22 protein-coding genes and 3 riboswitches are annotated in these 24,332 nt (G+C 68.6%); of the genes, 14 read left to right on the forward strand and 8 right to left on the reverse strand.

Going from position 1 to position 24,332, the window contains the following annotated elements; genetic code table 11:
- Positions 1 to 33: 33 nt before the first annotated feature.
- The gene (locus tag ACSQ9A_RS03125; protein WP_436302649.1) at positions 34 to 831 is read right to left on the reverse strand and encodes a response regulator transcription factor; all 798 of its coding nucleotides are present in this window, start codon (positions 829 to 831) and stop codon (positions 34 to 36) included.
- Between the two features lie 74 nt (positions 832 to 905).
- Here ACSQ9A_RS03125 and ACSQ9A_RS03130 point away from each other — a divergent pair, with 74 nt between their 5' ends.
- The 3 genes from ACSQ9A_RS03130 to ACSQ9A_RS03140 are packed head-to-tail and all read left to right on the forward strand — an operon-like array spanning position 906 to position 3,897.
- On the forward strand, positions 906 to 2,654 hold the full coding sequence (locus tag ACSQ9A_RS03130) for an FAD-dependent monooxygenase (protein ID WP_436302650.1): 1,749 nt from the start codon (positions 906 to 908) through the stop codon (positions 2,652 to 2,654).
- Complete coding sequence (locus ACSQ9A_RS03135; protein ID WP_093105183.1) at positions 2,651 to 2,881, forward strand: hypothetical protein; 231 nt, start codon at positions 2,651 to 2,653, stop codon at positions 2,879 to 2,881. The genes ACSQ9A_RS03130 and ACSQ9A_RS03135 overlap by 4 nt, the downstream gene beginning before the upstream one ends.
- Positions 2,882 to 2,922: 41 nt before the next feature.
- Complete coding sequence (locus ACSQ9A_RS03140) at positions 2,923 to 3,897, forward strand: Bug family tripartite tricarboxylate transporter substrate binding protein (RefSeq protein WP_436302651.1); 975 nt, start codon at positions 2,923 to 2,925, stop codon at positions 3,895 to 3,897.
- Between the two features lie 171 nt (positions 3,898 to 4,068).
- Here ACSQ9A_RS03140 and ACSQ9A_RS03145 read toward each other — a convergent pair whose 3' ends face one another.
- Together ACSQ9A_RS03145 and ACSQ9A_RS03150 are read right to left on the reverse strand one after the other, a co-directional pair.
- Positions 4,069 to 5,229: a toxin-antitoxin system YwqK family antitoxin gene (locus tag ACSQ9A_RS03145; RefSeq protein ID WP_093105188.1), complete on the reverse strand. Its 1,161-nt coding sequence runs from the start codon at positions 5,227 to 5,229 to the stop codon at positions 4,069 to 4,071.
- 22 nt (positions 5,230 to 5,251) lie between these two features.
- A complete protein-coding gene (locus ACSQ9A_RS03150) occupies positions 5,252 to 5,665 on the reverse strand; it encodes a VOC family protein (RefSeq protein ID WP_436302652.1) in 414 nt (137 codons plus the stop codon).
- Between the two features lie 52 nt (positions 5,666 to 5,717).
- Here ACSQ9A_RS03150 and ACSQ9A_RS03155 point away from each other — a divergent pair, with 52 nt between their 5' ends.
- The 7 genes from ACSQ9A_RS03155 to ACSQ9A_RS03185 all read left to right on the forward strand — a co-directional run bounded on the left by ACSQ9A_RS03155 (position 5,718) and on the right by ACSQ9A_RS03185 (position 13,490).
- On the forward strand, positions 5,718 to 6,968 hold the full coding sequence (locus tag ACSQ9A_RS03155; RefSeq protein ID WP_436302653.1) for a cystathionine gamma-synthase family protein: 1,251 nt from the start codon (positions 5,718 to 5,720) through the stop codon (positions 6,966 to 6,968).
- Positions 6,969 to 7,023: 55 nt separating this feature from the next.
- Positions 7,024 to 8,028 carry a TraB/GumN family protein gene (locus ACSQ9A_RS03160; RefSeq protein WP_436302654.1) on the forward strand — a complete coding sequence of 335 codons (1,005 nt, stop codon included), beginning with the start codon at positions 7,024 to 7,026 and terminating at the stop codon, positions 8,026 to 8,028.
- 29 nt (positions 8,029 to 8,057) lie between these two features.
- Complete coding sequence (locus ACSQ9A_RS03165; protein ID WP_436302655.1) at positions 8,058 to 8,414, forward strand: DUF2946 family protein; 357 nt, start codon at positions 8,058 to 8,060, stop codon at positions 8,412 to 8,414.
- A gap of 138 nt (positions 8,415 to 8,552) precedes the next feature.
- Positions 8,553 to 10,805, forward strand: coding sequence for a TonB-dependent receptor (locus tag ACSQ9A_RS03170; RefSeq protein WP_436306249.1), 2,253 nt, complete (start codon positions 8,553 to 8,555; stop codon positions 10,803 to 10,805).
- Positions 10,806 to 10,835: 30 nt separating this feature from the next.
- The gene (locus tag ACSQ9A_RS03175) at positions 10,836 to 11,324 is read left to right on the forward strand and encodes a copper chaperone PCu(A)C (RefSeq protein WP_436302656.1); all 489 of its coding nucleotides are present in this window, start codon (positions 10,836 to 10,838) and stop codon (positions 11,322 to 11,324) included.
- Between the two features lie 83 nt (positions 11,325 to 11,407).
- Complete coding sequence (locus ACSQ9A_RS03180) at positions 11,408 to 12,187, forward strand: PhaM family polyhydroxyalkanoate granule multifunctional regulatory protein (protein ID WP_436302657.1); 780 nt, start codon at positions 11,408 to 11,410, stop codon at positions 12,185 to 12,187.
- Positions 12,188 to 12,221: 34 nt separating this feature from the next.
- Positions 12,222 to 13,490, forward strand: coding sequence for an FIST signal transduction protein (locus ACSQ9A_RS03185; RefSeq protein ID WP_093105207.1), 1,269 nt, complete (start codon positions 12,222 to 12,224; stop codon positions 13,488 to 13,490).
- Between the two features lie 136 nt (positions 13,491 to 13,626).
- Here the strand turns inward: ACSQ9A_RS03185 and ACSQ9A_RS03190 are convergent, their stop codons facing one another.
- Positions 13,627 to 14,802, reverse strand: coding sequence for a M20 aminoacylase family protein (locus tag ACSQ9A_RS03190; protein WP_436302658.1), 1,176 nt, complete (start codon positions 14,800 to 14,802; stop codon positions 13,627 to 13,629).
- Between the two features lie 9 nt (positions 14,803 to 14,811).
- Positions 14,812 to 15,798 (reverse strand): tripartite tricarboxylate transporter substrate binding protein, encoded by a 987-nt coding sequence (locus tag ACSQ9A_RS03195; RefSeq protein WP_436302659.1) that lies wholly within the window; start codon positions 15,796 to 15,798, stop codon positions 14,812 to 14,814.
- A 110-nt stretch (positions 15,799 to 15,908) separates the two neighbouring features.
- On the opposite strand from ACSQ9A_RS03195, the gene ACSQ9A_RS03200 reads away from it, so the two are divergent.
- On the forward strand, positions 15,909 to 16,793 hold the full coding sequence (locus ACSQ9A_RS03200; RefSeq protein ID WP_436302660.1) for a LysR family transcriptional regulator: 885 nt from the start codon (positions 15,909 to 15,911) through the stop codon (positions 16,791 to 16,793).
- A gap of 9 nt (positions 16,794 to 16,802) precedes the next feature.
- Here ACSQ9A_RS03200 and ACSQ9A_RS03205 read toward each other — a convergent pair whose 3' ends face one another.
- The 3 genes from ACSQ9A_RS03205 to ACSQ9A_RS03215 form a co-directional block, all read right to left on the reverse strand.
- A complete protein-coding gene (locus ACSQ9A_RS03205; protein WP_093105219.1) occupies positions 16,803 to 18,071 on the reverse strand; it encodes a D-amino acid dehydrogenase in 1,269 nt (422 codons plus the stop codon).
- An 85-nt stretch (positions 18,072 to 18,156) separates the two neighbouring features.
- Positions 18,157 to 18,262, reverse strand: a riboswitch (glycine riboswitch).
- A gap of 15 nt (positions 18,263 to 18,277) precedes the next feature.
- Positions 18,278 to 18,368: riboswitch (glycine riboswitch) on the reverse strand.
- A 27-nt stretch (positions 18,369 to 18,395) separates the two neighbouring features.
- Positions 18,396 to 19,643, reverse strand: coding sequence for an FAD-dependent oxidoreductase (locus tag ACSQ9A_RS03210; RefSeq protein ID WP_436302661.1), 1,248 nt, complete (start codon positions 19,641 to 19,643; stop codon positions 18,396 to 18,398).
- Between the two features lie 79 nt (positions 19,644 to 19,722).
- Positions 19,723 to 19,829, reverse strand: a riboswitch (glycine riboswitch).
- Between the two features lie 133 nt (positions 19,830 to 19,962).
- Positions 19,963 to 20,697 (reverse strand): helix-turn-helix domain-containing protein, encoded by a 735-nt coding sequence (locus ACSQ9A_RS03215; RefSeq protein WP_093105224.1) that lies wholly within the window; start codon positions 20,695 to 20,697, stop codon positions 19,963 to 19,965.
- Positions 20,698 to 20,817: 120 nt separating this feature from the next.
- On the opposite strand from ACSQ9A_RS03215, the gene ACSQ9A_RS03220 reads away from it, so the two are divergent.
- From ACSQ9A_RS03220 to ACSQ9A_RS03230, 3 genes are read left to right on the forward strand one after another with little or no spacing between them, the layout of a single operon-like run.
- Complete coding sequence (locus tag ACSQ9A_RS03220; protein ID WP_436302662.1) at positions 20,818 to 21,660, forward strand: hypothetical protein; 843 nt, start codon at positions 20,818 to 20,820, stop codon at positions 21,658 to 21,660.
- Positions 21,661 to 21,681: 21 nt separating this feature from the next.
- On the forward strand, positions 21,682 to 23,643 hold the full coding sequence (locus ACSQ9A_RS03225; RefSeq protein ID WP_436302663.1) for an MFS transporter: 1,962 nt from the start codon (positions 21,682 to 21,684) through the stop codon (positions 23,641 to 23,643).
- Positions 23,643 to 24,296 (forward strand): phosphatase PAP2 family protein, encoded by a 654-nt coding sequence (locus ACSQ9A_RS03230; protein ID WP_093105233.1) that lies wholly within the window; start codon positions 23,643 to 23,645, stop codon positions 24,294 to 24,296. Before ACSQ9A_RS03225 ends, ACSQ9A_RS03230 begins: the two co-directional genes overlap by 1 nt.
- Positions 24,297 to 24,332: the final 36 nt, after the last annotated feature.

Below are 24,332 nucleotides of genomic sequence, written 5' to 3' on the forward strand. Positions count from 1 at the left end.
CGTCGGGACATGAAGTTGGAACGTGTCACAAATTTACGCTTTTGGCGACACGATCGGCTGAGAGGCACCGCGCAGCAAGGCCTTCAGGCCTCCGATCCCCAGCCGCCGAAACGCGCGGTACTGGTGGGTCCGCGCCGTCGTGAGCTCGATGCCGATCTCGCGCGCCGCTTCCTTGGCGGTCTTGCCGGCCATCAGGTGGCCGATCACCTCCCGCTCGCGCAGGCTCAGAGCGAGCAGGCGCGTGGCCAGCGTGGGCTCGGCAGCCTCGCGCGCGGCCATGGCGCTGCGGCCGTGCGCGAGCGTGGCATCGGCCAGCAGCGTGGCATGCGTTTCGAGCAGCGCGAAATCGGCGTCGCTGAAGTCGGGCTGGGCGAGGCTGCGGTAGAAGCTCACCGCCGTGCGCTGGCCGGTCGGCAACAAGAGCAGGATCGAGGCGCGCTCGCGGATGCCGACGTCGCCGTAGCAGGCGGCGCGATAGGCCGGGTCTGCCACCTCCTCGGCGCGCTGGTGGCCGAGCCACAGCTGCGGGCGCTTGGGCAGCTTGCGCTTCGCCAGCCAGACCATGTTGGGATCGAGCAGGTCGAAGCGTTGCGCCACGTAGCGCTCCGAGGTGCGCTCGGCCGTGTTGCCGTAGGTGCTCGCGGCGGACACCGTTTCGATGCGGCCGGTGGCACTCACCGCGAACACGGTGCAGAAGGTCACCGGCAGCACGCGGTGCATGGCGCCGAGGTAGCTGGCCGCCAGGTGCGGCGTGCCGACGCCGGCGAGCACGCCGCTTACCACGGGGGCCGCCAGCGCATGCTCGGCGGCGCGAAGAGGCCAGCGCCTCATGGGGATCTCAGGGTTAACACTTCGTACGAAGTTACGACATCGGCGGAAGGAAGGCATCGGGACAATCCCTTCGCATGAACACCGCTGTCGCCCCGAAGCCCGCCGCACGCGCCGGCGATGCCGCCACCGGGCCGCTGCCTCCGGTGGCCGGCGAGTTGCCGCCGTCGGTCGGCGACTTCCACTACACGCGTTTCGATCCGCGGTTGCCGGCGCTCGAGGACGGCGTCGAACCGGGCCGCCATCCGGTCGTGATCGCCGGCGGCGGCCCGGTCGGCATGTCGCTCGCGCTGGGCTTGGCCAACCACGGCATGAAGAGCGTGATCCTGGAAGCCGACGACACGGTCTGCGTCGGCAGCCGCGCGGCCTGCATCTCGCGCCGCAGCCTGGAGATCATCGAACGCCTCGGCGCGCTGCCGGCCTTCCTGGCCAAGGGCCTGCCCTGGACCGGCGGGCGTAGCTTCTACAAGACCGACGAGGTGTTCCGCTTCGAGATGCCGCACGACGAGCGCCAGAAGCTGCCGCCGATGATCAACCTCGAGCAGTACTACATCGAGCAGTACCTGCTGGACGCGATCCATCGCCGCAACGAAACATCGCCCGGAACGATCGACATCCGCTGGGGCACCGAGCTCGCCGGCTTCGCGCAGGATGACGAAGGTCTGCGGCTGCAGGCGCACAACGCGCTCGGCAGCTACGCGCTGCAGGCCCGGTGGCTGGTCGGCTGCGACGGCGGCCAGAGCTTCGTGCGCAAGTCGCTGGGCCTCAATCTCGAGGGCACGGCCTACGAGGGCCGCTACGTGATCATCGACATCGAGCTGCACAGCACGCACCCCACCGAGCGCCGCGCCTGGTTCGATCCGCCCTGGAACCCGGGTTCGACCGTGCTGATGCATCGCCAGCCCGACGACATCTGGCGCATCGACTACCAGCTGCGCGCCGGCCAGAGCACCGAGGAGGCGCTGCAGCCCGCTGCGGTGCAGGAATTCGTGCAGCGCCATCTGGAAGCCATCGGCGAAGGCCACCTGCCCTGGAAGACGGTCTGGACCTCGGTCTACCGCGCCGGCGCGATGACGCTCGACAGCTACCGCCACGGGCGCGTGCTCTTCGCCGGCAATGCCGCGCACGCAATGCCGATCTTCGGCGTGCGCGGCCTCAATTCGGGCTTCGACGATGCCGACAACCTCGCATGGAAGCTGGCGCTGGTGGCGCGCGGCGCGTCCGATGCCGCGCTGCTCGGCAGCTACTCGCAGGAGCGCATCGCGGCCTTCCACATCAATGCCGAAAGCGCGATGCGCAGCACCGAATTCATGTCGCCGCCTTCGCGCGGCTTCGACCTGCTGCGCGAAGCTGCGCTTTCGCTCTCGGGCGCGCACCGCGAGATCGCGAACCTGATCAATCCGCGGCAGACGCAGGCGGTGCAATACGAGGCCTCGGCGCTGTCCAGCGCGAGCGACGAACTCTCGGCCGGACCCAAGCCGGGCGAAGCGATGCCCGAGCAGCAGCTGTCGGCCGAGCTGCATCTCACCGACTGGCTGGGTCCGGTGTTCACCGTGCTCGTGCTCAACATCGATCGCAAAAAAGACGCCGCGCTCGAAGCCGAACTCGCGGCCGCGCAGGCCGGCCCGCTGAAGGCGGTGCTGCGCAAGCTGCCGCCGGGCGCCGCCGATGCCGCGGTGTTCGCGGCCCTGGGCGCGCAGGACGGCGCCGTCTATCTGCTGCGCCCCGACGGCCACGTCGCCGCGCGCTGGCGCCGCGTGCCGCCGGGCGCGCTCTCGCAGGCGCTGGCGCGCGCATCCGCATTGGCAACAAAGGAGGCCGCATGACTGCTGCACTGAGCCCCGAAGCGCGCGACCGTCTCTACGCCGACTGCGCGCGCGCCATCAGCGAGGCGGGCGTGGAACGAGAATCGCTGTTCCTTGCCCGGCTCGCGCTGCTGCTGTTCGAGCAGGTCGGCGACGAAGCGCGCTGCCGGGCCGCGCTGGCGCATGCGCTGGACCGACTGCCCACACCCTCGCTGTCTGCCGCGCCGGCCGACGAGCGCGCGAGCTGACCCTTTCACGCCAACTCACTAAAACCCAGGAGACTTTTCCAATGGATCGCAGAACCCTGCTCACCACCCTTGCCGCCAGCGCGGCTGCCGCTGCCGCACCGTGGGCGCGCGCGCAGAACTACCCCGAGCAGCTCATCAAGTGGGTGGTGCCGTATCCGGCCGGCGGCGGCACCGACGTGATCGCGCGCACCCTGGCCGAAGCCATGCGGCAGACGCTGGGCCAGCAGATCGTCATCGACAACCGCCCCGGCGCCTCGACCAACATCGGCGCCGACCTGGTCGCCAAGGCCAAGCCCGACGGCTACACCATCATGTCGGCCGACAACGCGGTGCTGGCCTTCAACGAATACCTGTTCAGCAAGCTGCCCTTCAGCCCCGAAAAGGACTTCAGCTACATCGGCGCCATCGGCAGGTTCCCGCTCGCGCTGGTGGTCCATCCGGACTTCCCGGCCAAGGACTTCAAGGCCTTCCTGGCCTACGTGAAGGCCAACCCCGGCAAGGTCAACTACGCCTCGCCCGGCAACGGCTCGCCGCACCACCTGGCGATGGAGATGTTCAAGAACCGCACCAGCGCCTTCATCACGCACATTCCCTACCGCGGCGCGGCGCCGGCGATGGCCGACGTGATGGGCGGCCAGGTGCCGTGCATGTTCCTCGACCTTGCCTCGGGCCTTCCGATCATGCAGGGCAACAAGGTGCGCGTGCTGGCCATCGGTTCGGGCGCGCGCTCGAAGCTGCTGCCGGAGGTGCCGACGCTGGCCGAAGTGGGCGTGCCCAACAGCGAGGTATTCGCGTTCCAGGGGATTCTGGGCCCGGCCGGCTTGCCGGCGCCCGTGGTCGCCAAGCTCAACGCCGACTTGAACCGCGCCTTCGGCGTGCCGGCAGTGCAGAAGCGCTTCAGCGATTTCGGGATGGAGGCGATACCGGGGACGCCTCAGCAATTCGCTGCGTTGTCGCGTGCCGAGTCGAAGCGCTGGGGGCCGATCATCAAGTCGGCGGGGATCAAGCTGGATTGAAGACTTCACCAGCAGCTCGGTGGCCAGGTCTGCAGCGATGACCCCCTCGCGGCCGGCGAAGCCAGGCCCGTTCGGGGAACACCGCGGAACCGGCTTTGCCGGGCCGCTGGTGTTGCCCCCGGCGAGGGGGTTGGCGGACCACACGAAGTGGGGGAGCCTGGGGGGTGAGCGCTACTTCGCGAAGGCCTTGCGCGACCCGTCCTCGAACACCTCGTCGTCGCGCTCCGGCTTGCCGTCGGCATCCCAGGTGCGTTCGCGCGTGACGCGGCCCTTGTCGTCGTAGATCGATTCGGCCATCAACGTGCCCTTGTCGCTGAAGCGCTGGTGCGTGCCGACGGCGATGCGGCGAAACCGATCGATGAGCAGGTAGCGCCCGAGCGCGGCGCGCTGGCCGTTGTCGTGGAATTCGGTGATCTCCAGCTGGCGCGCATCGCCGGCCGTGCCGTAGCGGGCCTTGCTGCGCGGCTGTCCGTTGAGGTAGTAGCTCTCGTCGCTTTGCGGCTCGCCGGCCGCGTTCCAGCGCTGGTCGCGCACCAGCGTGCCCTTTTCCGAGAACTCCTGCTCGCGCTGCCTGATCGCGCCGCGTTCGACCAGCAGGAAGACCACTTCGCGGCGCTTGATGCCATCCGAAGACCAGCGCCGTTCGGTGCGCTGGTTGCCGCTGATCTCGTCCTGCACCGAAGGCTTGCCGTTGTCGTAGAGCTCCTCGCTGCGCACCCGCTTGCCGGCCGCATAGGCCAGCCGCGAACGCAGCGTGCCCTTGCTGTCGAACAGCTCCACCTGCGAGGGCCCGTTCACGAAGCCGCACAGCCGTGCATCGTCGACCGCCGGCGCCAGCATCGGCTTGTCGCCGCAGCGCAGTGCCGACAACTGGCCGCGCTCGGTGAACTCGGCCGAGGCACGTTCGCCCGGCTCGGCATAGAAGGCGATGCGGCGCACCTGGCCGCCGGGATGGAAGCTGCGCGTCAGGCCGGTTTCATGGCCGTTCTCGTAGATCGCCTCGCGCAGCACGCGGCCTGTGGGCGAGAACTCGCGTGCGCGGCCCTGCATGTTGCCGTTGGCGTTGACGCTGTGCTCCTTCACGAGCTTGCCCTTGTCGTAGTAGCGCACCAGGCCCATGAAGACGCCGTTCTGGATCTGCTGCTCGCGCATCAGCTCGCCGCTGTCGCGGTCCTTGCAGCGCATGAGGCCGGTCTTGCCTGCGGTGGTGTTGCCGTTGGCCGGATTCACGCTCTGGCCGTTGAGCTCGCAGTCCTGCACCGCATGCGCGGCGGGATGGAAGAGGGCGGCGAATACGGCAACGAGTCCGGCAATGCGCAGAGAAGTGACCATGGCGAAGCGGATGAAGTTCAGGTCATGCGTCGTAGACGGTGTCCAGCGATCGGAATCCCTTTGCCTCGATCGGGTTGCCGAAAGGGTCGCAGAAGAACATCGTCCATTGCTCGCCCGGCTGGCCTTCGAAGCGGACCTGCGGTTTCAGCACGAAGTCGGTGCCGGCCGCCTGCAGGCGCTCGGCCAGCGTGCGCCACGCGGGCAGCTCGAGCACGATGCCGAAGTGCGGCATCGGCACCAGCACGTCACCGACGTGGCCGGTGCGCGAGGTGGCGAAGGGCTCGCCGAGGTGCAGCGAGATCTGGTGGCCGAAGAAGTCGAAGTCGACCCAGGTGTCGGTGCTGCGGCCTTCGGCACAGCCGAGCAGGCCGCCGTAGAAGCGTCGCGCCTCATCGAGATCGCGGACATGGAAGGCAAGGTGAAATATGCTGCGCATGTAACAAGCATAGCCGCGCTGCTTCGCTTTGACACCCATGGATACAACTCCGATGACCTCGCCCACCGCCCCTCCCGCCCCTGATCCCACCACTCGGCTGCTGCACGCCGACCGCCATTTCGGCGTCGAGCAGGGCGGCGTGCACATGGCGGTGCACCCGTCGGTGCAGTACGGCTACGAGCGCGTCGAAGACCTGATCGGCGTGTTCCAGGGCACGCTGAAGAACCGCTTCAACTACGCGCGCCAGGGCACGCCGACCACCGCGGCGCTGGAGGCCAAGCTCACGGCGCTCGAGGAGGGCGTGGGCACCGTCTGTTTCGCGACCGGCATGGCCGCGGTCTCGGCCGTGTTCCTGACGCTGCTGCGCGCAGGCGACCACCTGGTCGCGAGCCGTCATCTGTTCGGCAACACCCACAGCGTGCTGGGCACGCTCCAGGGGCTGGGCATTCAAGTGGGCCTGGTCGACGCGTCGTCGGCGGCAGCGGTGGCCGATGCGCTCACGCCCGCGACCCGCATGGTGTTCGTCGAGACCATCGCCAACCCCGGCACGCAGGTGCCCGACCTGGCGGGCATCGGCCGGCTCTGCGCCGAACGCGGCCTCGTCTACGTGGTGGACAACACCATCACCTCGCCGGCCCTGTTCCGGCCCAAGACGGTGGGCGCGAGCCTGTCGCTCAACTCGCTGACCAAGACCATCGCCGGCCACGGCAATGCGCTTGGCGGTGCGGCGACCGACACCGGCCTCTTCGACTGGAGCGGCTTCCCCAACATCTTTGCCGGCTATCGCCAGGGCGATGCGAAGCAGTGGGGCTTGGTGCAATTGCGCAAGAAGGGGCTGCGCGACCTGGGCGGCTCGTTGAGCTCGGACCATGCCCATCGCATCGCCGTCGGCGCCGAAACCCTGGCCCTGCGCGTCGCGCAGAGCAGCGCGACGGCCCTGTCGCTGGCCCGCTTCCTGGAGAGCCATCCGGCGGTGGCGCGCGTGCACTACCCGATGCTCGAATCGCATCCGCAGCATGCATTGGCGCGCGCACATTTCGCTTCGGGCGCCTGGCTGCTGTCCTTCGAGCTGCAGGATCCGCAGGCCTGCATACCCGTCATCAACCGGCTCCAGATCCCGATCAAGGCGACCGGCATGGGCGATACGCGCACGCTGATCATTCCGGTGGCGCCGACCATCTTCTGGGAGGCCGGTCTCGCGAGGCGGGCCGAGATGGGCATTGCGGAGGGGCTGATCCGCGTCTCGGTCGGGCTCGAGCGCGAGAGCGATCTGGTCGCCGATTTCGCGGCGGCGCTGGCATGAGCCGCCGGGCCGCTCCCAAGGCGAATACCGCAGCGCGCAGCGCGGAGGTTGCCTGATGACCGGCTGGCTTTCCCGCCTGCGCTGGCATCGTGCGCTGTGTGCCCTCGGCTTCGCGTTCCTGTGCGCCGGCGCCGCGCCCGCCTTTGCGGCCGACGAAGGCAGCGCCAAGCCCTTCTGCCCGCCGCCGGCCGCCATGCCCGACCTGTCGGCCGAGGCCATGCGGCGCGCGATGCAGCAGGCGATCGACCGCGGCCTCTTGTGGCGCATCGAGAAGGACGGCCGCAGCTCCTGGCTCTACGGCACCATGCACCTGGGCAAGGCCGAGTGGATGGTGCCGGGGCCGCGCGTGCTGCGCGCGCTGATGCAGAGCGACACGCTGGTGCTCGAACTCGATTTGCTCGATCCGGCGACGCTGGCCGTGTTCAGCGCGCCAGCTGACCAGGCGGCCAGCGCGCGCGTGCTCACGCCGGAACGGCAGCGCCGCCTGGACCGGCAAGCTGCCGCCGCCTGCCTGCCCCAGGGCGCGCTGGCCCGGCTGCGGCCGATCCTGCAGGTCACGACGCTGTCGATGCTCGCGGCGCGCTCCGAGGGGCTGTATGGCGACTACGGCAGCGAGGCCTTTCTCGCCGGCCTGGCGCGCGCCCGCGGCAAGCCCATCGTCGCGCTCGAGACCGCAACGGACCAGTTGAAGATGCTCGGCGGCGATTCCGAGGCGGAGGAGGGCGAGCAGATCGACCAGGCCCTCGACGAACTCGAATCGGGCCGGACCGGCGCGCTGGCGGGCGAGCTGGCGCAGGCCTGGGCGCGCAACGACTGGGCCCGGCTCGACAGCTACACGCAATGGTGCGATTGCATGCGCACGCCCGCCGATCGGCGCGCGCTCAAGCGCCTGCTCGACGATCGCAACCCCGGCTTGGCCGATGGCATCGCGCGCCTGCATGCGCGGGGCCAGCGCGTGTTCGGCGCGGTCGGCGCATTGCACATGGTCGGACCGACGGGCCTGCCGGCGCTGCTGGCGGCGCGCGGCTTTCGCGTGACGGCGGTAGTGCCCGGCCCTTGAGTGCAGGACTGGCCGATAATCGCCGCCTCATGTCCTGCCTGCGCCACGCCCGCCACCTCGGCCGCTTCGTGCTGCTGTGGTTCGCGCTGTCGCTGGGCGTGGCGGTCGCCTCGCCGATCGTGAATCCGCAGGCGGTGGAGCTGGTCTGTTCCAGTGCCGGCGCCGTCAAGATGGTCGTGCAGACCGACGACGGCGCGCAGGAGCTGGGCATGAGCCACATGGACTGCCCGCTGTGCGTGTTGACCGGCGCGCCGCCACCCGCAGCAGCGGCTGCGCTGCCGAGTCCTCTCCCGCTGGCCCATGCGGTCCAGCCCATTCCGGCCGCACGCATCGCCGCGGCCACCGCCGCGCCGCTGCCCGCGCGCGGGCCGCCTTCCTTCTCCTGAACTTTTCATTCGTCGCAGCGCAGCACCCGCGGGGTGCCGGCTGCCGGCCGACCTGGCCTGAAGTTCTGGAGAGAATCCGTGAGAGAGAAACCCCTGGCCCTGGCGTTCGCCGTGGCCGTTCCCTGGGCCGCGCCGGCAATGGCGCAAGACGCGGCATCGCCGCCTGAAGGCCTGATTCGTTCCCTCGGCACCGTCACCGTGACCGGTGGCCGGCCGAGTTCGCTGCCGACGCAGATTCCCACCACCATCGAAGGCGTGACGCGCGAGCAGATCGGCGAGACGGTGAACGCCACCGACAGCGAGGACGCGCTCAAGTACCTGCCGAGCCTGGTGGTGCGCAAGCGCTACATCGGCGACTTCAACCACGCGGTGCTCGCGACGCGTGCCTCGGGCACCGGCAACAGCGCCCGCTCGCTGGTGTTTGCCGACGGCAGCCCCTTGTCGAACCTGCTGGGCAACGGCGCCACCTTCGCGCCGCGCTGGGGCATGGTCTCGCCGGAGGAGATCGAGCGCGTCGATGTGCTCTACGGCCCGTTCTCGGCCGCCTACTCGGGCAACGCGGCCGGCGCTGTGGTCGATTACGTGACGCGCATGCCGACGCAGTTCGAGGCGCATGCCAAGCTCACGGGTTTTCGCTCGAACTTCGATCTCTACGGCAGCCATTCCTCGCCCGCCGGCAACCAGGTCGATCTCTCGCTCGGCAGCCGCAGCGGCGACTGGTCGTGGTGGCTCGGCCTGAGCCGCACGCAAAGCAAGGGCCAGGCGCTGGTGTTCGCCAACCGTCTGCTGAGCGCGGGCACGGTGGGCAGTGCCGGCACGCCGGTCACCGGCGCGGTACCGGGGCTCAACCCTTCGAACCAGCCCTGGTGGCTGCTCGGCGGCACGACGATCTACGACACGACCCAGGAGCAGGCCAAGATCAAGCTGGCTTACGATTTCTCGCCCACGCTGCGCGCCACCTACACGCTGGGCACCTGGAACAACAGCACGAGCGGCACGGTCGACAGTTGGTTGCGCGACCGCTTCGGCCAGCCGGTCTATTCGGGCCGTGTCAACATCGCCGGCCGCGTCTACAACCTCGACACGCCCAGCGCCGCCTTCGCCCCGACCCAGACCGATCTGCGGCACACCATGCATGGCCTCTCGATCAAGAGCAACACGCAGGGGCAGTTCGACTGGGAGGTCGCGGCCAGCCTGTTCGACTACGCGAGCGACATCGCGCGCACGCCGACTGCGGCGCTGCCCGCTGCCTTCTACGGCGGCGCGGGGCGCATCACCGACATGGACGGCACCGGCTGGGACACCCTCAAGGCCGCCGGCACCTGGCGTCCGAGCGGGTCCGCCGAGGGCATCGGCGCCCATGTGCTCGACTTCGGATTCCAGCAGGAGCGCTACAAGCTGCGCACGCTGGTGAGCAATACGCCCGACTGGATCGAGGGCGGGGCCACGAGCCGCTTCTCGGCCTTCACCGGCAACACCGAGCTGCAGTCGCTCTACGCGCAGGACACGTGGCGCTTCGCCCGGAACTGGAAGACCACGCTCGGCCTGCGCCACGAGCGCTGGCAAGCCGACGGCGGCACGCTCGCCAACGCGACGGCCGTGCGAGCCTTTCCGACCCGTACCGACAGCTACAACTCGCCCAAGGCCGCGATCGCCTGGCAGGCCTCGCCCGAGTGGCTCTTCAAGGCATCGACCGGCCGCGCGGTGCGCATGCCCACGGTGAGCGAGCTCTATCAGGGCTCGATCGAGGGCAACACCATCCTCAACAGCGACCCGACGCTGCGGCCCGAGCGTTCGGTCACGACCGAGCTGAGCGCGGAACGCGATCTCAAGCGCTGGGGTATCGACGGCCTGCTGCGCACCACGCTGTTTTTCGAACGGACGAAGGACGCGCTCTACAGCCAGCAGCTGCGCCCGGGCGTCACCACGGTGCAGAACGTCGATGCGATCCGCACCCGCGGACTGGAGCTCGCCTTCCAGGGCGTCGACGTCGGCATCCAGGGGCTGGACCTCTCCGCCAGCCTGACGCTGGCCGATTCCGAGATCACCGCCAACCGCGGCTTTCCCGCCAGCGTGGGCAAAGCGCAGCCGCGCGTGCCGCGCACCCGCGCCACGCTGCTCGCCACCTACGGGCCCGACGCCCGCTGGTCATACTCCATCGGCGCGCGCTACAGCGGCAGGCAGTACGGTTCGCTCGACAACAGCGATCCGAACGGTTCCGCCTACATGGGCTTCAGCAAGTACTTCGTCGCCGACGTGCGCGTGCGCTATCGGATCGACAGGCAGTGGAGCGCAGCCTTCGGCATCGACAACCTCAACAACAACAAGTACTGGGCTTTCCACCCCTACCCGCAACGCACCTTCGTGGCCGAACTCAAGTTCGACCTTTGACTTTGACTCACACTCCCAAGGACCGTCCCCATGAACCTCTCGATCGCCATCAGAACCCTCGCGCTCTGCGCCGCCTTGACGGGCGCCGCCGGTGCTTTTTCGCAAACACCCGCCGCCGTCCAGGTGCGCGACGCCTGGGTGCGCCAGTCGGTGCCCGGCCAGAGCGGGACCGGCGCTTTCATGAAGCTCACCGCGCCGGCCGGCGCGCGGCTGGTCGGCGTCTCGACGCCCTTGGCCGGTGTAGCGGAAGTACACGAAATGAAGATGGAGGGCGACACGATGCGCATGCGCGCCGTGCCCGGCCTCGATCTGCCGGCCGGCAAGACCGTCGAGCTCAAGCCAGGTGGCTACCACCTGATGCTGATGGACCTCAAGCAGCCGCTGGCCGAGGGTGCCAGCGTGCCGGTCACGCTGCGCTTCGAGGACGCGAGGGGCAAAACGAGCACGCTGGAACTCAAGCTGCCGGTGGGCGCGCCGGCCGATGGCGCGGCGGCGCCGGCGCACAACCACAAGCACTAGCTTTAGCGCCTGCCGCGGCGCCAAAAGCGCATCCCCTTGGAGTAAGCTGCCCGGACAAGAATCACTCTCCAGGAGACCTCCCCATGAGCGACGCGAGCAAGCCTTTCGCCTTCAGCCAGTTCGTCCCGGGCTTCGACTTCCTCCAGAGCCTTGCGAGCGGTGCTGCGGGGAGCGCGAGCACGGTGCCCGGCATGCCGAGCCTGTCGAGCTGGGTGGCGCCGACCTTGAGCGTCGAAGAGGTCGACAAGCGCATCCAGGAACTCAAGACCGTGCAGTACTGGCTGGAGCAGAACGGTCACGCGCTCAAGGCCACCATCCAGGCGCTCGAGGTGCAGAAGATGACGCTCTCGACGCTGCGCGGCATGAATGTGCGCATGGAGGATCTGGCCAACGCGTTCACGCGGCAAGCGACGGCACCTGTCGCCGCGCCGGAGCCGGCGCCGCGCGCTGCACCGCCGGCTCCGCCGCCTGTGCCGGAACCGGAGGACGAGCCGGAAGACGAACCCGAAGACATCGAGACGCCGGTCGCGGCAGCCCGGGACAACGGGCGCGGCAAGACATCGGCGACTGCCGTCGCATCGTCGGACGCATCCGCCGGCGTGGTCGACCCGCTGCAATGGTGGGGCGCGCTCACGCAGCAGTTCCAGCAGATCGCCAGCTCGGCCCTGCAGGACGCGTCCCAGCTGAAAATGCCGGACACGGCCAAGCCGCTGGCCGATGCGGTCGGCAATGCGATGGGCACCGCATCGGGCAAGAAGCCGGCACGCAAGACGGCCGCGGCCGCCACGAAGAAGGCGCCGGCTGCGCCCGGCGCGGCCAAGAAATCCACGGCGCCGGCGCGCAAGCGAGCGCGCGGACGCTGATCCCCACACCAAACCACGCCAGAGAGCCGAGTCCATGAAGCTGTTTCCCTCCGGTCACGCCACCCATCCGCAATGGCGCATGGCGGCCGGGCTCGTGCTGGCCCAATTGCGGGCGCAGATGGCGTTGCCCGACTACGCACGTTCGCCCACGCTGGGCTTGCTCTACATCACCGACCACTACGCCGAGGATGCGCAGGAGATCCTCGACCACCTCGGCGCCGAGTTGCCCGAGATCACCGACTGGTCGGGCACCGTGGGCATCGGCGTCTCGGCCAACAACGCCGAGTACTTCGACGAGCCGGCACTCAGCGTGATGCTGTGCCAGCTCCCGAGCGACCAATACCGCGTGTTCTCGGGCGTGGCGCCGCTCGCCAGCACCGAGATGAGCGGCTTCGCGGCGCACACGGCGCTCGTGCATGCCGACCCGGCCACGCCCGAACTCGCCGAGCTGATCGCCGAGATGGCGGGCCGCACCGACACCGGCTACCTGTTCGGCGGCCTCTCCTCGGGCCGCGCCGGATCGCTGCAGTTCGCCATCGGCGGCAACGGCAATATCCGCGGCCACGGCGCCGCGGGCGGCGTGTTCTCGGGCGGGCTTTCGGGCGTGGTGTTCGGCGAGGGCGTGCGTGTGGTGTCCAGGGTTACCCAGGGCTGCCAGCCTGTGTCGCGCGAGCGCGTGATCACCGAAGCCGACGGCAACCTGCTGCTGCGGCTCGACGGCGAGCCGGCGCTCGACGTGCTGCTGGCCGAGCTCGGCGTTTCGCTGGAGGCGCCGCAGGAGGCGATCGATGCCGTGCGCGCCACGCTGGTCGGCCTGGTCGATGCCGGCAGCGACAGCATCCGTCGCACCGGCGACCTCGGCGCCGACGTGCTGGTGCGCCACATCATCGGCCTCGACCCCACGCGTCGCGGCGTCGCGATCGCCGACACGGCCGAAGCCGGCATGCGCATGACCTTCTGCCGCCGCAATGCGCAGGCCGCGCGCGCCGACCTGATGCGCGTGTGCGCCGAGGTCCGCGAAGAACTCGAACCCCAGGAGCAGACGCTCGCGACCGCACGCGCCGTCGCGGCCGGCGAAGCCGAGGCCGCGCCCCATCCGGCGCGCCGCATCGCCGGCGCCGTGTACGTGAGCTGCTCGGGCCGCGGCGGCCCGCATTTCGGTGCGCCCGGGGCCGAGCTGCAGATCGTGCGCCATGCGCTCGGCGACGTGCCGCTGGTCGGCTTCTTCGCCGCCGGCGAGATCGCACGCCATCACCTCTACGGCTACACCGGCGTGCTGACCGTGTTCACCGCGGACGACTGAAAACTCACTGCCCTGCGTGCGCGAAAGCGCGAGAGTCCGGCGGGGAACACCGCGGAACCGGCTTTGCCGGGCCGCCGGTGTTGCCCCCGGAGAGGGGGTGGCGGACCACACGAAGTGGGGGAGCCTGGGGGTGAGTTCAATCCCGCAGGAAGCGTTCGGTCAGAAGCACCCAGTACGCGGAGCCGATGGTGACGTTGTCGTCGTTGAAGTCGTAGCCGGGGTTGTGCACCATGCAGGCGCCGTGGCTGTCGCCCTCGCCATTGCCGATCAGCAGATAACTGCCGGGCACGCGCTCGAGCATGAAGGCGAAGTCCTCGCTGCCGGGCAGCGCCGGCGCCTGCAGCGTGACGCGCTCCGGGCCGAGCAGTTCGAGCGCCACTTCGCGCGCGAAGGCGGTTTCCTCGGGCGTGTTGACCAGCACCGCATAGCCGGGCCGCCAGTCGATCTGCGCCTTGACGCCGAAGCTCTCTGCCTGTGCCGCGACGAGCGCCTTGATGCGCTCTTCGAGCCTGCCGCGCACCTCGCGGTCGAGCGCGCGCACGCTGATCTCCAGCACGGCGCTCTGCGGGATCACGTTGTTGGCCTTTCCGGCATGGATGGCGCCCACCGTGACCACGGCCATCTGCAGCGGGTCGATGTTGCGCGACACCACGGTCTGCAGCGCCATCACGATGCTGGCCGCGGCGACGATAGGGTCGGCGGTGCGGTGCGGCATCGCGCCATGGCCGCCGATGCCGGCGAGCGTGACGGTGGCGTAGTCCGACGAGGCCATCGCCGGGCCTTCGCGCAGCGCCAGCCGGCCTTGCGGCAGGCCCGGCATGTTGTGCATCGCGAAGATCGCGTCGCACGGGTACTTGTCGAACAGGCCGTCCTCCATCATCCGCAGCGCGCCGCCGCCGCCTTCCTCGGCCGGCTGGAAGATCAGGTTCAGCGTGCCGTCGAAGCGGCCGCGTTCGGCGAGATGGTGTGCGGCGGCCAGCAGCATGGCCGTGTGACCGTCGTGGCCGCAGGCATGCATCACGCCGGCGTGGCTGCTCGCGTAGGCGAGGCCGGTGGCTTCGTCGATCGGCAGCGCATCCATGTCGGCGCGAAGGCCGAGCCGGCGCTTGCCCTTGCCGCGCACCAGCCGGCCCACCACGCCGGTGCCGCCGAGGCCGCGCTCGACCGCGTAGCCCCAGCTCTCCAGCTTCGCGGCGACCAGCGCCGAGGTGCGGTGCTCGTCGAAGGCAAGTTCGGGATGGTGGTGGATGTCGCGCCTGAGGCCGATGAATTCGCCGGCCTGCGCGTGCAATTGTTCGAGGAGTGTGCTCATGAGGCCAGCTTACTGCGGCTGCAGGTTGATCGACTTGGCGATGTTGCGGTAGCGCGCCGTTTCGGCCTCGAAGAACTTCGCCGATTCGGCCAGCGACATCGGCGCCGAAGCCACCTGCGTCTGGGCCGCGAGCTGGGCGCGCACGGCCGGGTCCTTCAGGGTCGCGCCGATCGCCTTGTGCAGGCGCTGCACCACTTCTTCCGGCGTGTTCTTCGGCACCATGAAGCCGCTCCAGATCTTGTAGGAGAAGTTCTTCAGCTCCTTGCCTTCGCTCACGGCCGGCACGTTCTTGAGCAGCTCGGAGCGCTGCGCGCCAAGCTGGCCGATCACCTTGAGCCGGCCCTGCTCGGCCAGCGCGCCCATGGCCGCGCTGTAGACCAGCACCGCGAAGTCCACCTGGCCGCCGCCGATGTCCTGCAGGAGCGGTGCGTTGCCCTTGTACGGCGCATGCATGAGCTTGATGCCGGCCTGCTGCTGCACGCTCTCGAGGATCAGGTGATAGAGCGATCCGACGCCCACGCTGCCGTAGCTCAGCGGCGCGTCGCCGGACTTGCGCGCCAGCGCGATCAGCTCGTCGACGGTGTTGGCCGGCAGGTCCTTGCGCGCGACGAAGACCATCACGGCGTCGGTCACCGGATGCACGAGGCGGAAGTCCTCGGCCTTGAGCTTGACGGCCGCATTGGCCAGCGGCGAGAGGATCACCTCGTTCGGCGAGCCCTGGAAGATGTAGTAGCCGTCGGCGGGCGCCGCCAGCACCTTCTGCGCAGCCATCGCGCCGCTGACGCCACCGAGGTTCTCCACCACGACCTGCTGGCCCAGTTCCTTGCCCAGCGGCACGGTGAAGATGCGCGCGGCCGCGTCGGAGGGCCCCCCGGCCGGGTAGGGAACCATCAGGCTGACGGGCTTCGTTGGATAGGTCTGCGCGAAGGCCGTGCTTGCGGCGAGCATGAGGCCGGCAAGAAGTAGGGTGCGCGAAGGTCGGGACAACGGTTTCATCGGGGCTCCGGTGGATGCGAGCGAATCGTAGGAGTCATCAATCCGAACGTCCAATGCATTGTTGTCTGCATTAGCATGACTTCGATGCACTACTTTGCCGGGCACCCACGATGACGCTGGTTCAACTAAGGCATCTGATCTCGCTCGCAAAGAGCGGCTCCTTCAGCAAGGCCGCACAGGCCCAGCACCTGACCCAGCCGGCGTTGAGCCGCAGCATCCGCGCGCTCGAGGACGAACTGGGTATGCCGCTGTTCGACCGGGTCGGACGCCGCAACGAACTCACCGCTTTCGGGCGCGAAGTGCTGAACCGCGCGCGCCAGCTGGTGTTCGAGGCCGACGAGTTGCGCGACAGCGGCCGGCTAATGCGCGAGGGGCAGGGCGGCGTGATCCGCATCGGCATGGGCTCGGGTCCCGGCGCGATGCTGATGACGCCTTTTCTGATGCGCATGGCGACCCGCCATCCGAAGATGCGCGTGGTCGTGTCGCGCGGCGGCACCGATTTGCTGGCGCAGGCGTTGCGCGCGCGCACGCTCGATGCGCTGGTGGTCGATGCGCGTTCGCTGAAGCCCGCGGCCGACCTGGAGCTGAGCGCACTGCACGAAATGCGTGGCGTCTTCATGTGCCGCCGCGGCCATCCGCTCGCGCGGCTTCGCAGCGGGGTGAGCTTCGAGGCGGTTCAGCGCTATCCCGTAGCCTCCACGCCGCTGAGCGACGAGGTGGCGCGCACCTTGGTCGAGGCCTATGGACCCGAGGCGCACCCGGCACTCTGCGTGACGCTGCAGTGCGAGGAAGTCCCGAGCCTGGTGGAGGTGGTGCGCCGGAGCGACGCCGTGCTGCTGGCCATTCGCGCGGCGGCGCCAGACCTGGTCGAGCTGAAGATGAAACCCGAGCTTAATGGCGTCGCGCGTTTCGGCCTCGTGACCTTGCGCCGGCGCACCGAGGCGCCGGCGCTGCCGATCCTGCGCGAGCTGATGCAGGAGTTGCTGCGCGACTGAGACTGGGACCTAGGAGGTGGCGAAAGCGAAGTCGACCTCGGGCTTGAGGCCGCTCACGATGCGCGCGATCGATTTGCCCGAGCCGCAGGCGTGGGTCCAGCCCAGCGTGCCGTGGCCGGTGTTGAGGAACAGGTTCGGCAGCTTCGTTTTGCCGATCAGCGGCACGTTGCTGGGCGTCGCCGGCCGCAGTCCGGTCCAGAACTGGGCTTGCGTGCTGTCGCCGGCGCCAGGGAACAGCTCTTCGACGCGCCGCACGATGGCCTCGCAGCGCACGCGGTTCAGGTCACGGTCGTAGCCGTTGAGTTCGGCCGTGCCGGCGATGCGCAGGCGGTCGCCGGTGGCCGAGGTGTAGCGCGAGAACACCAGCTTGTACTCGTCGTCGGTCAAAGAGACCTGGTGCGCCTTCGAGGCATCCTTCACCGGCAGCGTGACCGAGTAGCCCTTGGCCGGGTAGATCGGCAGCCGGATGCCCAGCGGCGTCGCGTAGAGCGGGCTCAGCGAGCCCATCGCCAGCACGAAGGCGTCGCCGCGGATGCGCTGGAAGCGGCCTTCGTTGTCTGTCGCTTCCACGTGGTCGATGCTGCCGCCTGCTTCGCGCAGCGCGGTCACGGTGTGGCTCATGAGGAAGTTCACGCCGGCCGCAGAGGCCAGTGCGACCAGTTCGCGCGCGAAGCGGTTGGCATCGCCAGATTCGTCTTCGGCCGTGTAGGTGGCGCCGGCCAACTGGGGCCGGATGTGGGCTAGCGCGGGCTCGATCTTCACCGCCTCGTCGGCCGAGATCACCTGGCGCTCGCAGCCCAGTGCGCGCATCTGCTCGGCCGGCTTCAGTGCGCCGTCGAATTCCTTCTGGGTCGTATAGAAGTGCAGGATGCCCTGGGTGCGCTGGTCGTAGCTGAGACCGGTGTCGCGGCGCAGCTGCTGCAGCGTGTCGCGGCTGTAGGTGCCCAGGCGCACGATCTGCTCGATGTTGTGGCGCGTGCGCGCCGGCGTGCATTCGCGCAGGAACTGCAGGCCCCAGAGCCACTGGCGCATGTCGGCGCGGATGCGAAAGAGGAGCGGTGCATCTTCCTTGCCGAGCCATTGCAGCACCTTGAGCGGCGCGCTCGGGTTGGCCCAGGGTTCGGCATGGCTGACCGAGATCTGGCCGCCGTTGGCGAAGCTGGTTTCGGCAGCCGGTGTGGCCTGCCGGTCGATCACGGTCACTTCGTGGCCGAGTTGCTGGAGGTAGTAAGCCGAGGTCACGCCGAGCAGGCCGGCGCCGAGAACGATCACGCGCATTTCGAGAACCTTTGAGGTTGCAGCGCTTGAACGCAACGGAAACGGAAGCTCGAAAAAGAAAGCAACCGGACCATGCGTCCAAGTTGCCGCTCCCCCTGTCCTCGGTACCTGAGAGATTCACCCGCTGCGCCCGCAGCAGGTTTGCTCCTTCGGTGCATCACATGGCGTGATGGCTCTCCAGACGGCTTTGACAGTTGATGCAGTACAGGCTCATCGCGTGAGCCGACCTGAGCGTTTATGGGAGTTTGCGCCTTCGGTGGAGCCGCTTCCCGCGGCCCGCTCTCCTGCAGTGCAGCAATTGTAAGGCGGCGAGGACGCGCGCGGCTACGGATTTCTGAAGGCGAACTCGAGCTCGGGCCTGAGGCCGCTCACGATCCGGGCAATCGACTTGCCGGCGCCGCAGGCGTTGATCCAGCCGCGCGCGCCCGGCGCGACATTGAGGAACAGGTTGAACAGGCGGGTCTTGCCGATCATCGGCAGCCCGTCCCGGCTGACGGCATGCACGACCGTCTCGAGGGAGGCATGCGCCGTGTCGGCCGCGCCGGGCAGCAGCGTTTCGATGCGGCGCAGGATGGCGTCGACGCGGTCCGAATCGGGCTCGCTCTCTTCGTCGAAGCTGGCGCGTACCGTGGCGGAGACCCGCAGGCAGTCGCTGCCCGGCGTTTCGATGCGCCGGATGCCCAGCTTGCCCTGCCGGTCGCGCAGCGCGACGCGCGGTGCGCGGGTCGCGTCCTTGAGAGGGATCGTGACGATGTATTCGCGCAGGAAGCGAAAAGGCATGGCGATCTTCAGCTTTTCGGCGTGCATCGCGCTGGAGATGCCGAGCGCCAGCACATAGGCCTGGCCGCGCAGGACGACGGGCTGGCCGTCGGCATCGAGCAGCTCGACATGGTCGATGCGGCCTGCGCGCTCCTCCAGGGAGATCACCGTGTGCTGGGTCAGGAAGCGCACGCCGGCCGCGCGGCACAGGAACACCATGCTGGCCGCGAACTGGGCCGGGTCGCGCGCCGCCGGATCGTCGAGCGAATAGGCTGCGCCGGCGAGCTCGCCGCGCAGGGCCTGCAGGGCCGGCTCGATGCGCAGCGCCTCTTCGGCCGAGACCAGGCGCTCCTCGCATCCCAGCTCTTTCCAATGAGAGGCGCGCGCCAGCCGGGCGTTGAAGGCGTCGGCATCGGTGTAGATGCTCAGCAGGCCCGGGTTGCGCTGGCCCGGGGGCACGCCGGCTTCGTCGCGCAACGAACGCACGATGTCGCGGCTGTAGGCGCCCAGGCGGACGAGGTGTTCGATCGGCTTGGATTTCGGCGCCTCGCCGATGGCGCGATCGAGCAGCTTCGCGAAGCGTCGCCGCAGGCGCACGTACAGCCCCACCCATTTCGCGCGGGCGGCACGGCGAGCGGCGGATTGCCGAAGAAGCTGGTCGGCCGCGGCCGTGACGACCGTGTCGACGCGCCCGCGCGCCTTGGCGGCCGGCGTGGCATGCCTGTCGACCACCGTCACTTCGTGGCCCAGTTGTTGAAGGTAATAGGCCGATGTCACGCCGAGCAAGCCGGCGCCGAGTACAACCACGCGCATGTCCAGATCCTTTTGGGATGGCATGAACGGCGGGTTTGGGCGCTCACTGTGCGGAGCTGCCGTAACCCGGGGTTCAGATGCCGCTCCCCCTGTCCTTGGTACCTGAGAGATTCATCCGCTGCGACTTGCAACGGACTTGCTCCTTCGGCGCATCACCTGGCGTGATGACTCTCCAGACGGCAATTGACTAAATGAGCAGTGATTCGAACCGATGCAAGGTTCACCTGAGCGTTCATGGGAGTTTGCGCCAACGGTGGGATGTCGATGCATCCGCTTTTCTGCGGTAAGAATCTTAGCTTAGAAACCGGTTTCCTGGCCGTCACGCGCGGCGCAGGCGGGTGAACAGCTCGAACTCCCAATTGCGCATGCCCAGCAGCAGCGTGTAGCCCTCGCGCTCCTTGGGCGAGAGCTTCTGGTCGGTCTGGTGTTGCTGGGCGAAATCCTGGGCCACGCGCTGCAGCCGGTCCAGAAAGGCCGGCGCCAGCGAGCGGCTGATCGAGCCGTGAACCAGCAGCAGGCCTTCGGCCGGCCCGTCGAAGCCGCCTCGGTAGTAGTCGAGCACCACGTTCTCGCGGAAGAAGTCCATCACCGGCCCGTGCGGGCGCCAGCGGAAGGTTTTGGCGAGTTTCAGGCGGTAGCGGTTCAGCGGCCGGAGCTCGATGATGCCGATGCGGTCGAGTTGCGCGAGGTAGCCGATGCATTCCGCCTCGCTGATCCGGTAGGCGGTCACGATCTGCTCCAGCGTCCACTGGCTCAGGACGCAGATGGCCAGGAGCAGCAGCTTCTTGTCCTTGACCACGGCCTTTTCCTGCTCGAGCGTCAATTCCTTGAGCAGCGGCTGCGCATCGGCCACGCGGCGGGCGAGTTCGGCGAAGTCGATCTTGAGTGCACGGCAGATCGCATCGACCCGCGTGAGCGGCATGTCGCCCTTGGCGAGCATGCGCTTGACGCTGGATTCGGCCATGTCGAGCGACTTGGCGAGATCCGCATAGGTCATGCGGGCGGTTTTGAGCTCGTTCTTGAGAGCCTGCACAAGGTCGACGGTGGTGCTCATGGCGGGAGTATTGGGATTTGATACCTGAGGTCGTGAAAAAGTACTCCGTATCGATTCTCGATGCTCCCGGAGCGGTTGACAACCTACATTCCGCCGCACACACATCACCCGGAGCCCGCCATGCCTCTGCCTTGTCTGACCCGCCGCGAACTTGGCCTCTTGTCCCTCTTCGTCCTGCTCCTGCTGCTTGCGATCGCCGGCCCGGCCCTGCCGGCGCCCGGCCTGGGCGGCGCGCCTTTCGCCGACGACCGCGGTTGGCACGGCGTGCCCTATGCGATGGACGTGCTGAGCAACCTGCCTTTCGCGGTGATCGGCGTCTGGGGGCTGCGCTGGCTGCGCTGGCTGGAACGGGCGCACGAGGAGGCGCAGGACGCCGCGCCGCTGCCCCAGGCCATGGCCCAGCCGCCGGTCAACACGCTCGACTGCGCCTGGATGTTCTTCGCGGGCCTGATCCTCATCGCCGCCGGCTCGGCCTTCTACCACCTGCAGCCCGACGGCCTGCGGCTGGCGGCGGACCGCGCCGGCATGGCGGTGGCCTTCGCCGGCCTGATCGGCTGTGCCGTCTGCGAGCGAGTCAGCGCCCGCGCCGGCTGGCCGGCCGCCTGGTTCACGCTGACCGGCGGTCTGCTGGCGGTGGCCGTCCACCAGGTGAGCGGCAACGTGCTGCCGTGGGCGCTGGTCCAGTTCGGCGGCATGGCGCTGGTGCTCGCGCTGGCACTTGCCAAGCCCCTGGACGGCGCCATCGGCCTCAGGCTCGGCTGGGTGATCTTCTTCTACGCGCTGGCCAAGCTGCTCGAGCTGTCGGACCATGCCATTTACGAAGCGACGCATCATCTGATGTCGGGCCACAGCCTCAAGCACCTGGTCGCGGCGCTGGCGGCGCTGCCGGTGCTGCATGCGCTGCAGTCCATGGGACGGCAGACGCTGCGGCACAATCCGGGCGCGGCCGCGGTGACGGCCTGAGGAACCCGCCAGGGAATTCGCATGACAGCACCGGTCGACGCCTCCATTGCCATCGCGCCCGAAGCGCATGCGCACGCCAATCAATTCGCCTTGCTCGGGCAGCGGAGGTTCGGCCCGTTCTTCTGGACCCAGTTCGCTGGCGCGGCGAACGACAACCTCTTCAAGTTCGCATTCACCGTGATGGTGACCTACCAGCTGCAGCTGGGCTGGATGCCGCCGGCCATGGCGGGATTGGCCATCGGCGCACTCTTCATCCTGCCCTTCCTGCTGTTCTCGGCGACCGCGGGGCAGCTCACCGACAAGTACGACAAGACGAAGATGATCCGCTTCGTCAAGAATCTCGAGATCGCGATCATGGCGGTGGCGGCGTGGGGCTTCATGCGTGCGGACGCCGCGGTCCTGCTGGGCTGCGTGTTCCTGATGGGGCTGCATTCCACGCTGTTCGGTCCGGTCAAGTTCGCCTACCTGCCGCAGGTGCTTGATGCGCGGGAGCTCACCGGCGGCAACGGCATGGTCGAGATGGGGACCTTCGTCGCCATCCTGCTGGGACAGGTGGCCGGGGGCCTTCTCGTGGCATTGCCGCAGGTCGGCCACACCACGGTGGCGGTGGCTTGCGTGCTGTTGGCGCTCGCGGGGCGCGCGGTGGCGCAGGCGATTCCACCCGCGCCGGCCACCGATCCGGGCCTCGTGATCAACTGGAATCCGTTCAGCGAAACCTGGCGCAATCTCAAGCTGGCGCACGGCAACCTGGTCGTGTTCCGTTCGCTCCTGGGCATCTCGTGGATGTGGTTCTTCGGCGCCGTGTTCCTGAGCCAGTTCCCGAGCTTCGCGAAGGAGGTGCTGCACGGCAACGAGCAGGTCGCCTCCCTGCTGCTGGTGGTGTTCTCGGTCGGCATCGGCATCGGCTCGCTGCTGTGCGAAACCCTGAGCCGCCGCCAGGTGGAGATCGGCCTGGTGCCGCTGGGCGCGATCGGCATGAGCGGGTTCGCCATCGATCTCTACTTCGCCTCGCGCGCGCTGCCGCCCGCGGCGGAGATGGGGCTCGCTGCCTTCATGGCCCAGTCCGTTCATTGGCGCGTGATGGCCGACCTCGGCCTGCTGTCGCTCTTCGCGGGGCTCTACAGCGTGCCGATGTACGCGCTGATCCAGCTGCGCAGCCAGCCCACGCACCGGGCTCGGATCATCGCGGCCAACAACATCCTCAATGCCCTGTTCATGATCGGCAGCGCGGTCATCGCCGGCGCGCTGCTCAAGGCCGGCTTCACGATCCCGCAGATCTTCTTGTTTACCGGCATCGCCAATGCGGTGGTGGCCTTCTACATCTTCATGCTGGTGCCGGAGTACCTGCTGCGCTTCGTGGCCTGGGTGCTGTCGCGCATCGTCTACCGCTTCGACGTCAAGGGCGAGGAGCACATTCCGGCCGAGGGCGCTGCCGTGCTGGTCTGCAACCACGTGAGCTTCATCGATGCGGTGCTGCTGATGGCCGCGAGCCCGCGGCCGATCCGCTTCATCATGGACCACCGCATCTTCCGCGTGCCGGTGCTCGGCTGGCTGTTCCGGTTGGCCAAGGCCATTCCGATCGCGCCGCAGAAGGAAGACCCGGCAGCCTATGAAGAAGCCTTCGCGCGCGCGGTACAGGTGCTGCGCGAGGGCGATCTGCTCGCCATCTTCCCCGAGGGCGCGATCACGCGCGACGGCAGCCTGCAGCCCTTCAAGGGCGGCGTGATGAAGATCCTCGAGGCCGCGCGTGCCGAGGGCATCGATCCGCCGGTGATCCCGATGGCGCTGACCAATCTCTGGGGCTCCTACTTCAGCCGCGTCGAGGTGCGCGACGGCGAGAACGTAGCCATGGTGCGTCCGTTCCGGCGCGGCTTTTTCAGCCGGGTGGGGCTCCATGTCGGCAGTGCGATGCGGCACGCCGAGGTGCAGCCCGAGGCTTTGCAGCGGCGCGTGAGCGGGCTGCTGGAAAGCCAGCCGAGCTGATGCTGTTCCTGCCTGACGGCTTCTGGTATTCAATCACCTGGTTTGGTGACAGCGGCTTCCTGCTGCCCGTCGCGGCCTGGATTGCCGTGTGGCTGGGCGTGCGGACGGTCACACGGCCGATCGCATGGCGCTGGCTCGCGCTGTTCGGCTCCGCCGGCGCCATGGTGGCCGCTTCGAAGATCGCCTTCATGGGCTGGGGCATCGGCAGCGCCATGCTCAACTTCACCGGCATCAGCGGGCACACCATGCTCTCGGCCAGCGTCTGGCCGGTCGCCTTCTGGCTGACCGCAGCGCATTGGGAACCGCGCGTGCGCGTCTCCGCCGCCACGCTCGGCTGGGTCTTCGCTGCGCTCATCGGGCTGTCGAGGCTGGCGATCTATGCCCATTCCAAGTCGGAGGTGGCCGCCGGATTCGCGCTGGGCGCGGCCGTCAGCGCGTTCTTCCTGTGGCAGCAACAGCACCGGCCGCCGCCGCGGCTTCATTGGATCCTGCTGCTGATCAGCATGGTCTCGCCGATGCTCTTCCTGCGCCCCGGCACTACAGCGCCCACGCACGACGCGCTCGGGGTGATCGCGGTGCGGCTGGCCGGTACGGAGCGGCCCTTCACGCGCGACGACCTGCTGCGCCGTCGGGTGCGCCAAGGTATCGACTAGAGATACCGGAGGCGTCGCAAGGTGCCACTGGTGCAG

This window comes from Variovorax sp. LjRoot290 (genome assembly GCF_964253985.1).
Taxonomy (GTDB): domain Bacteria; phylum Pseudomonadota; class Gammaproteobacteria; order Burkholderiales; family Burkholderiaceae_C; genus Variovorax.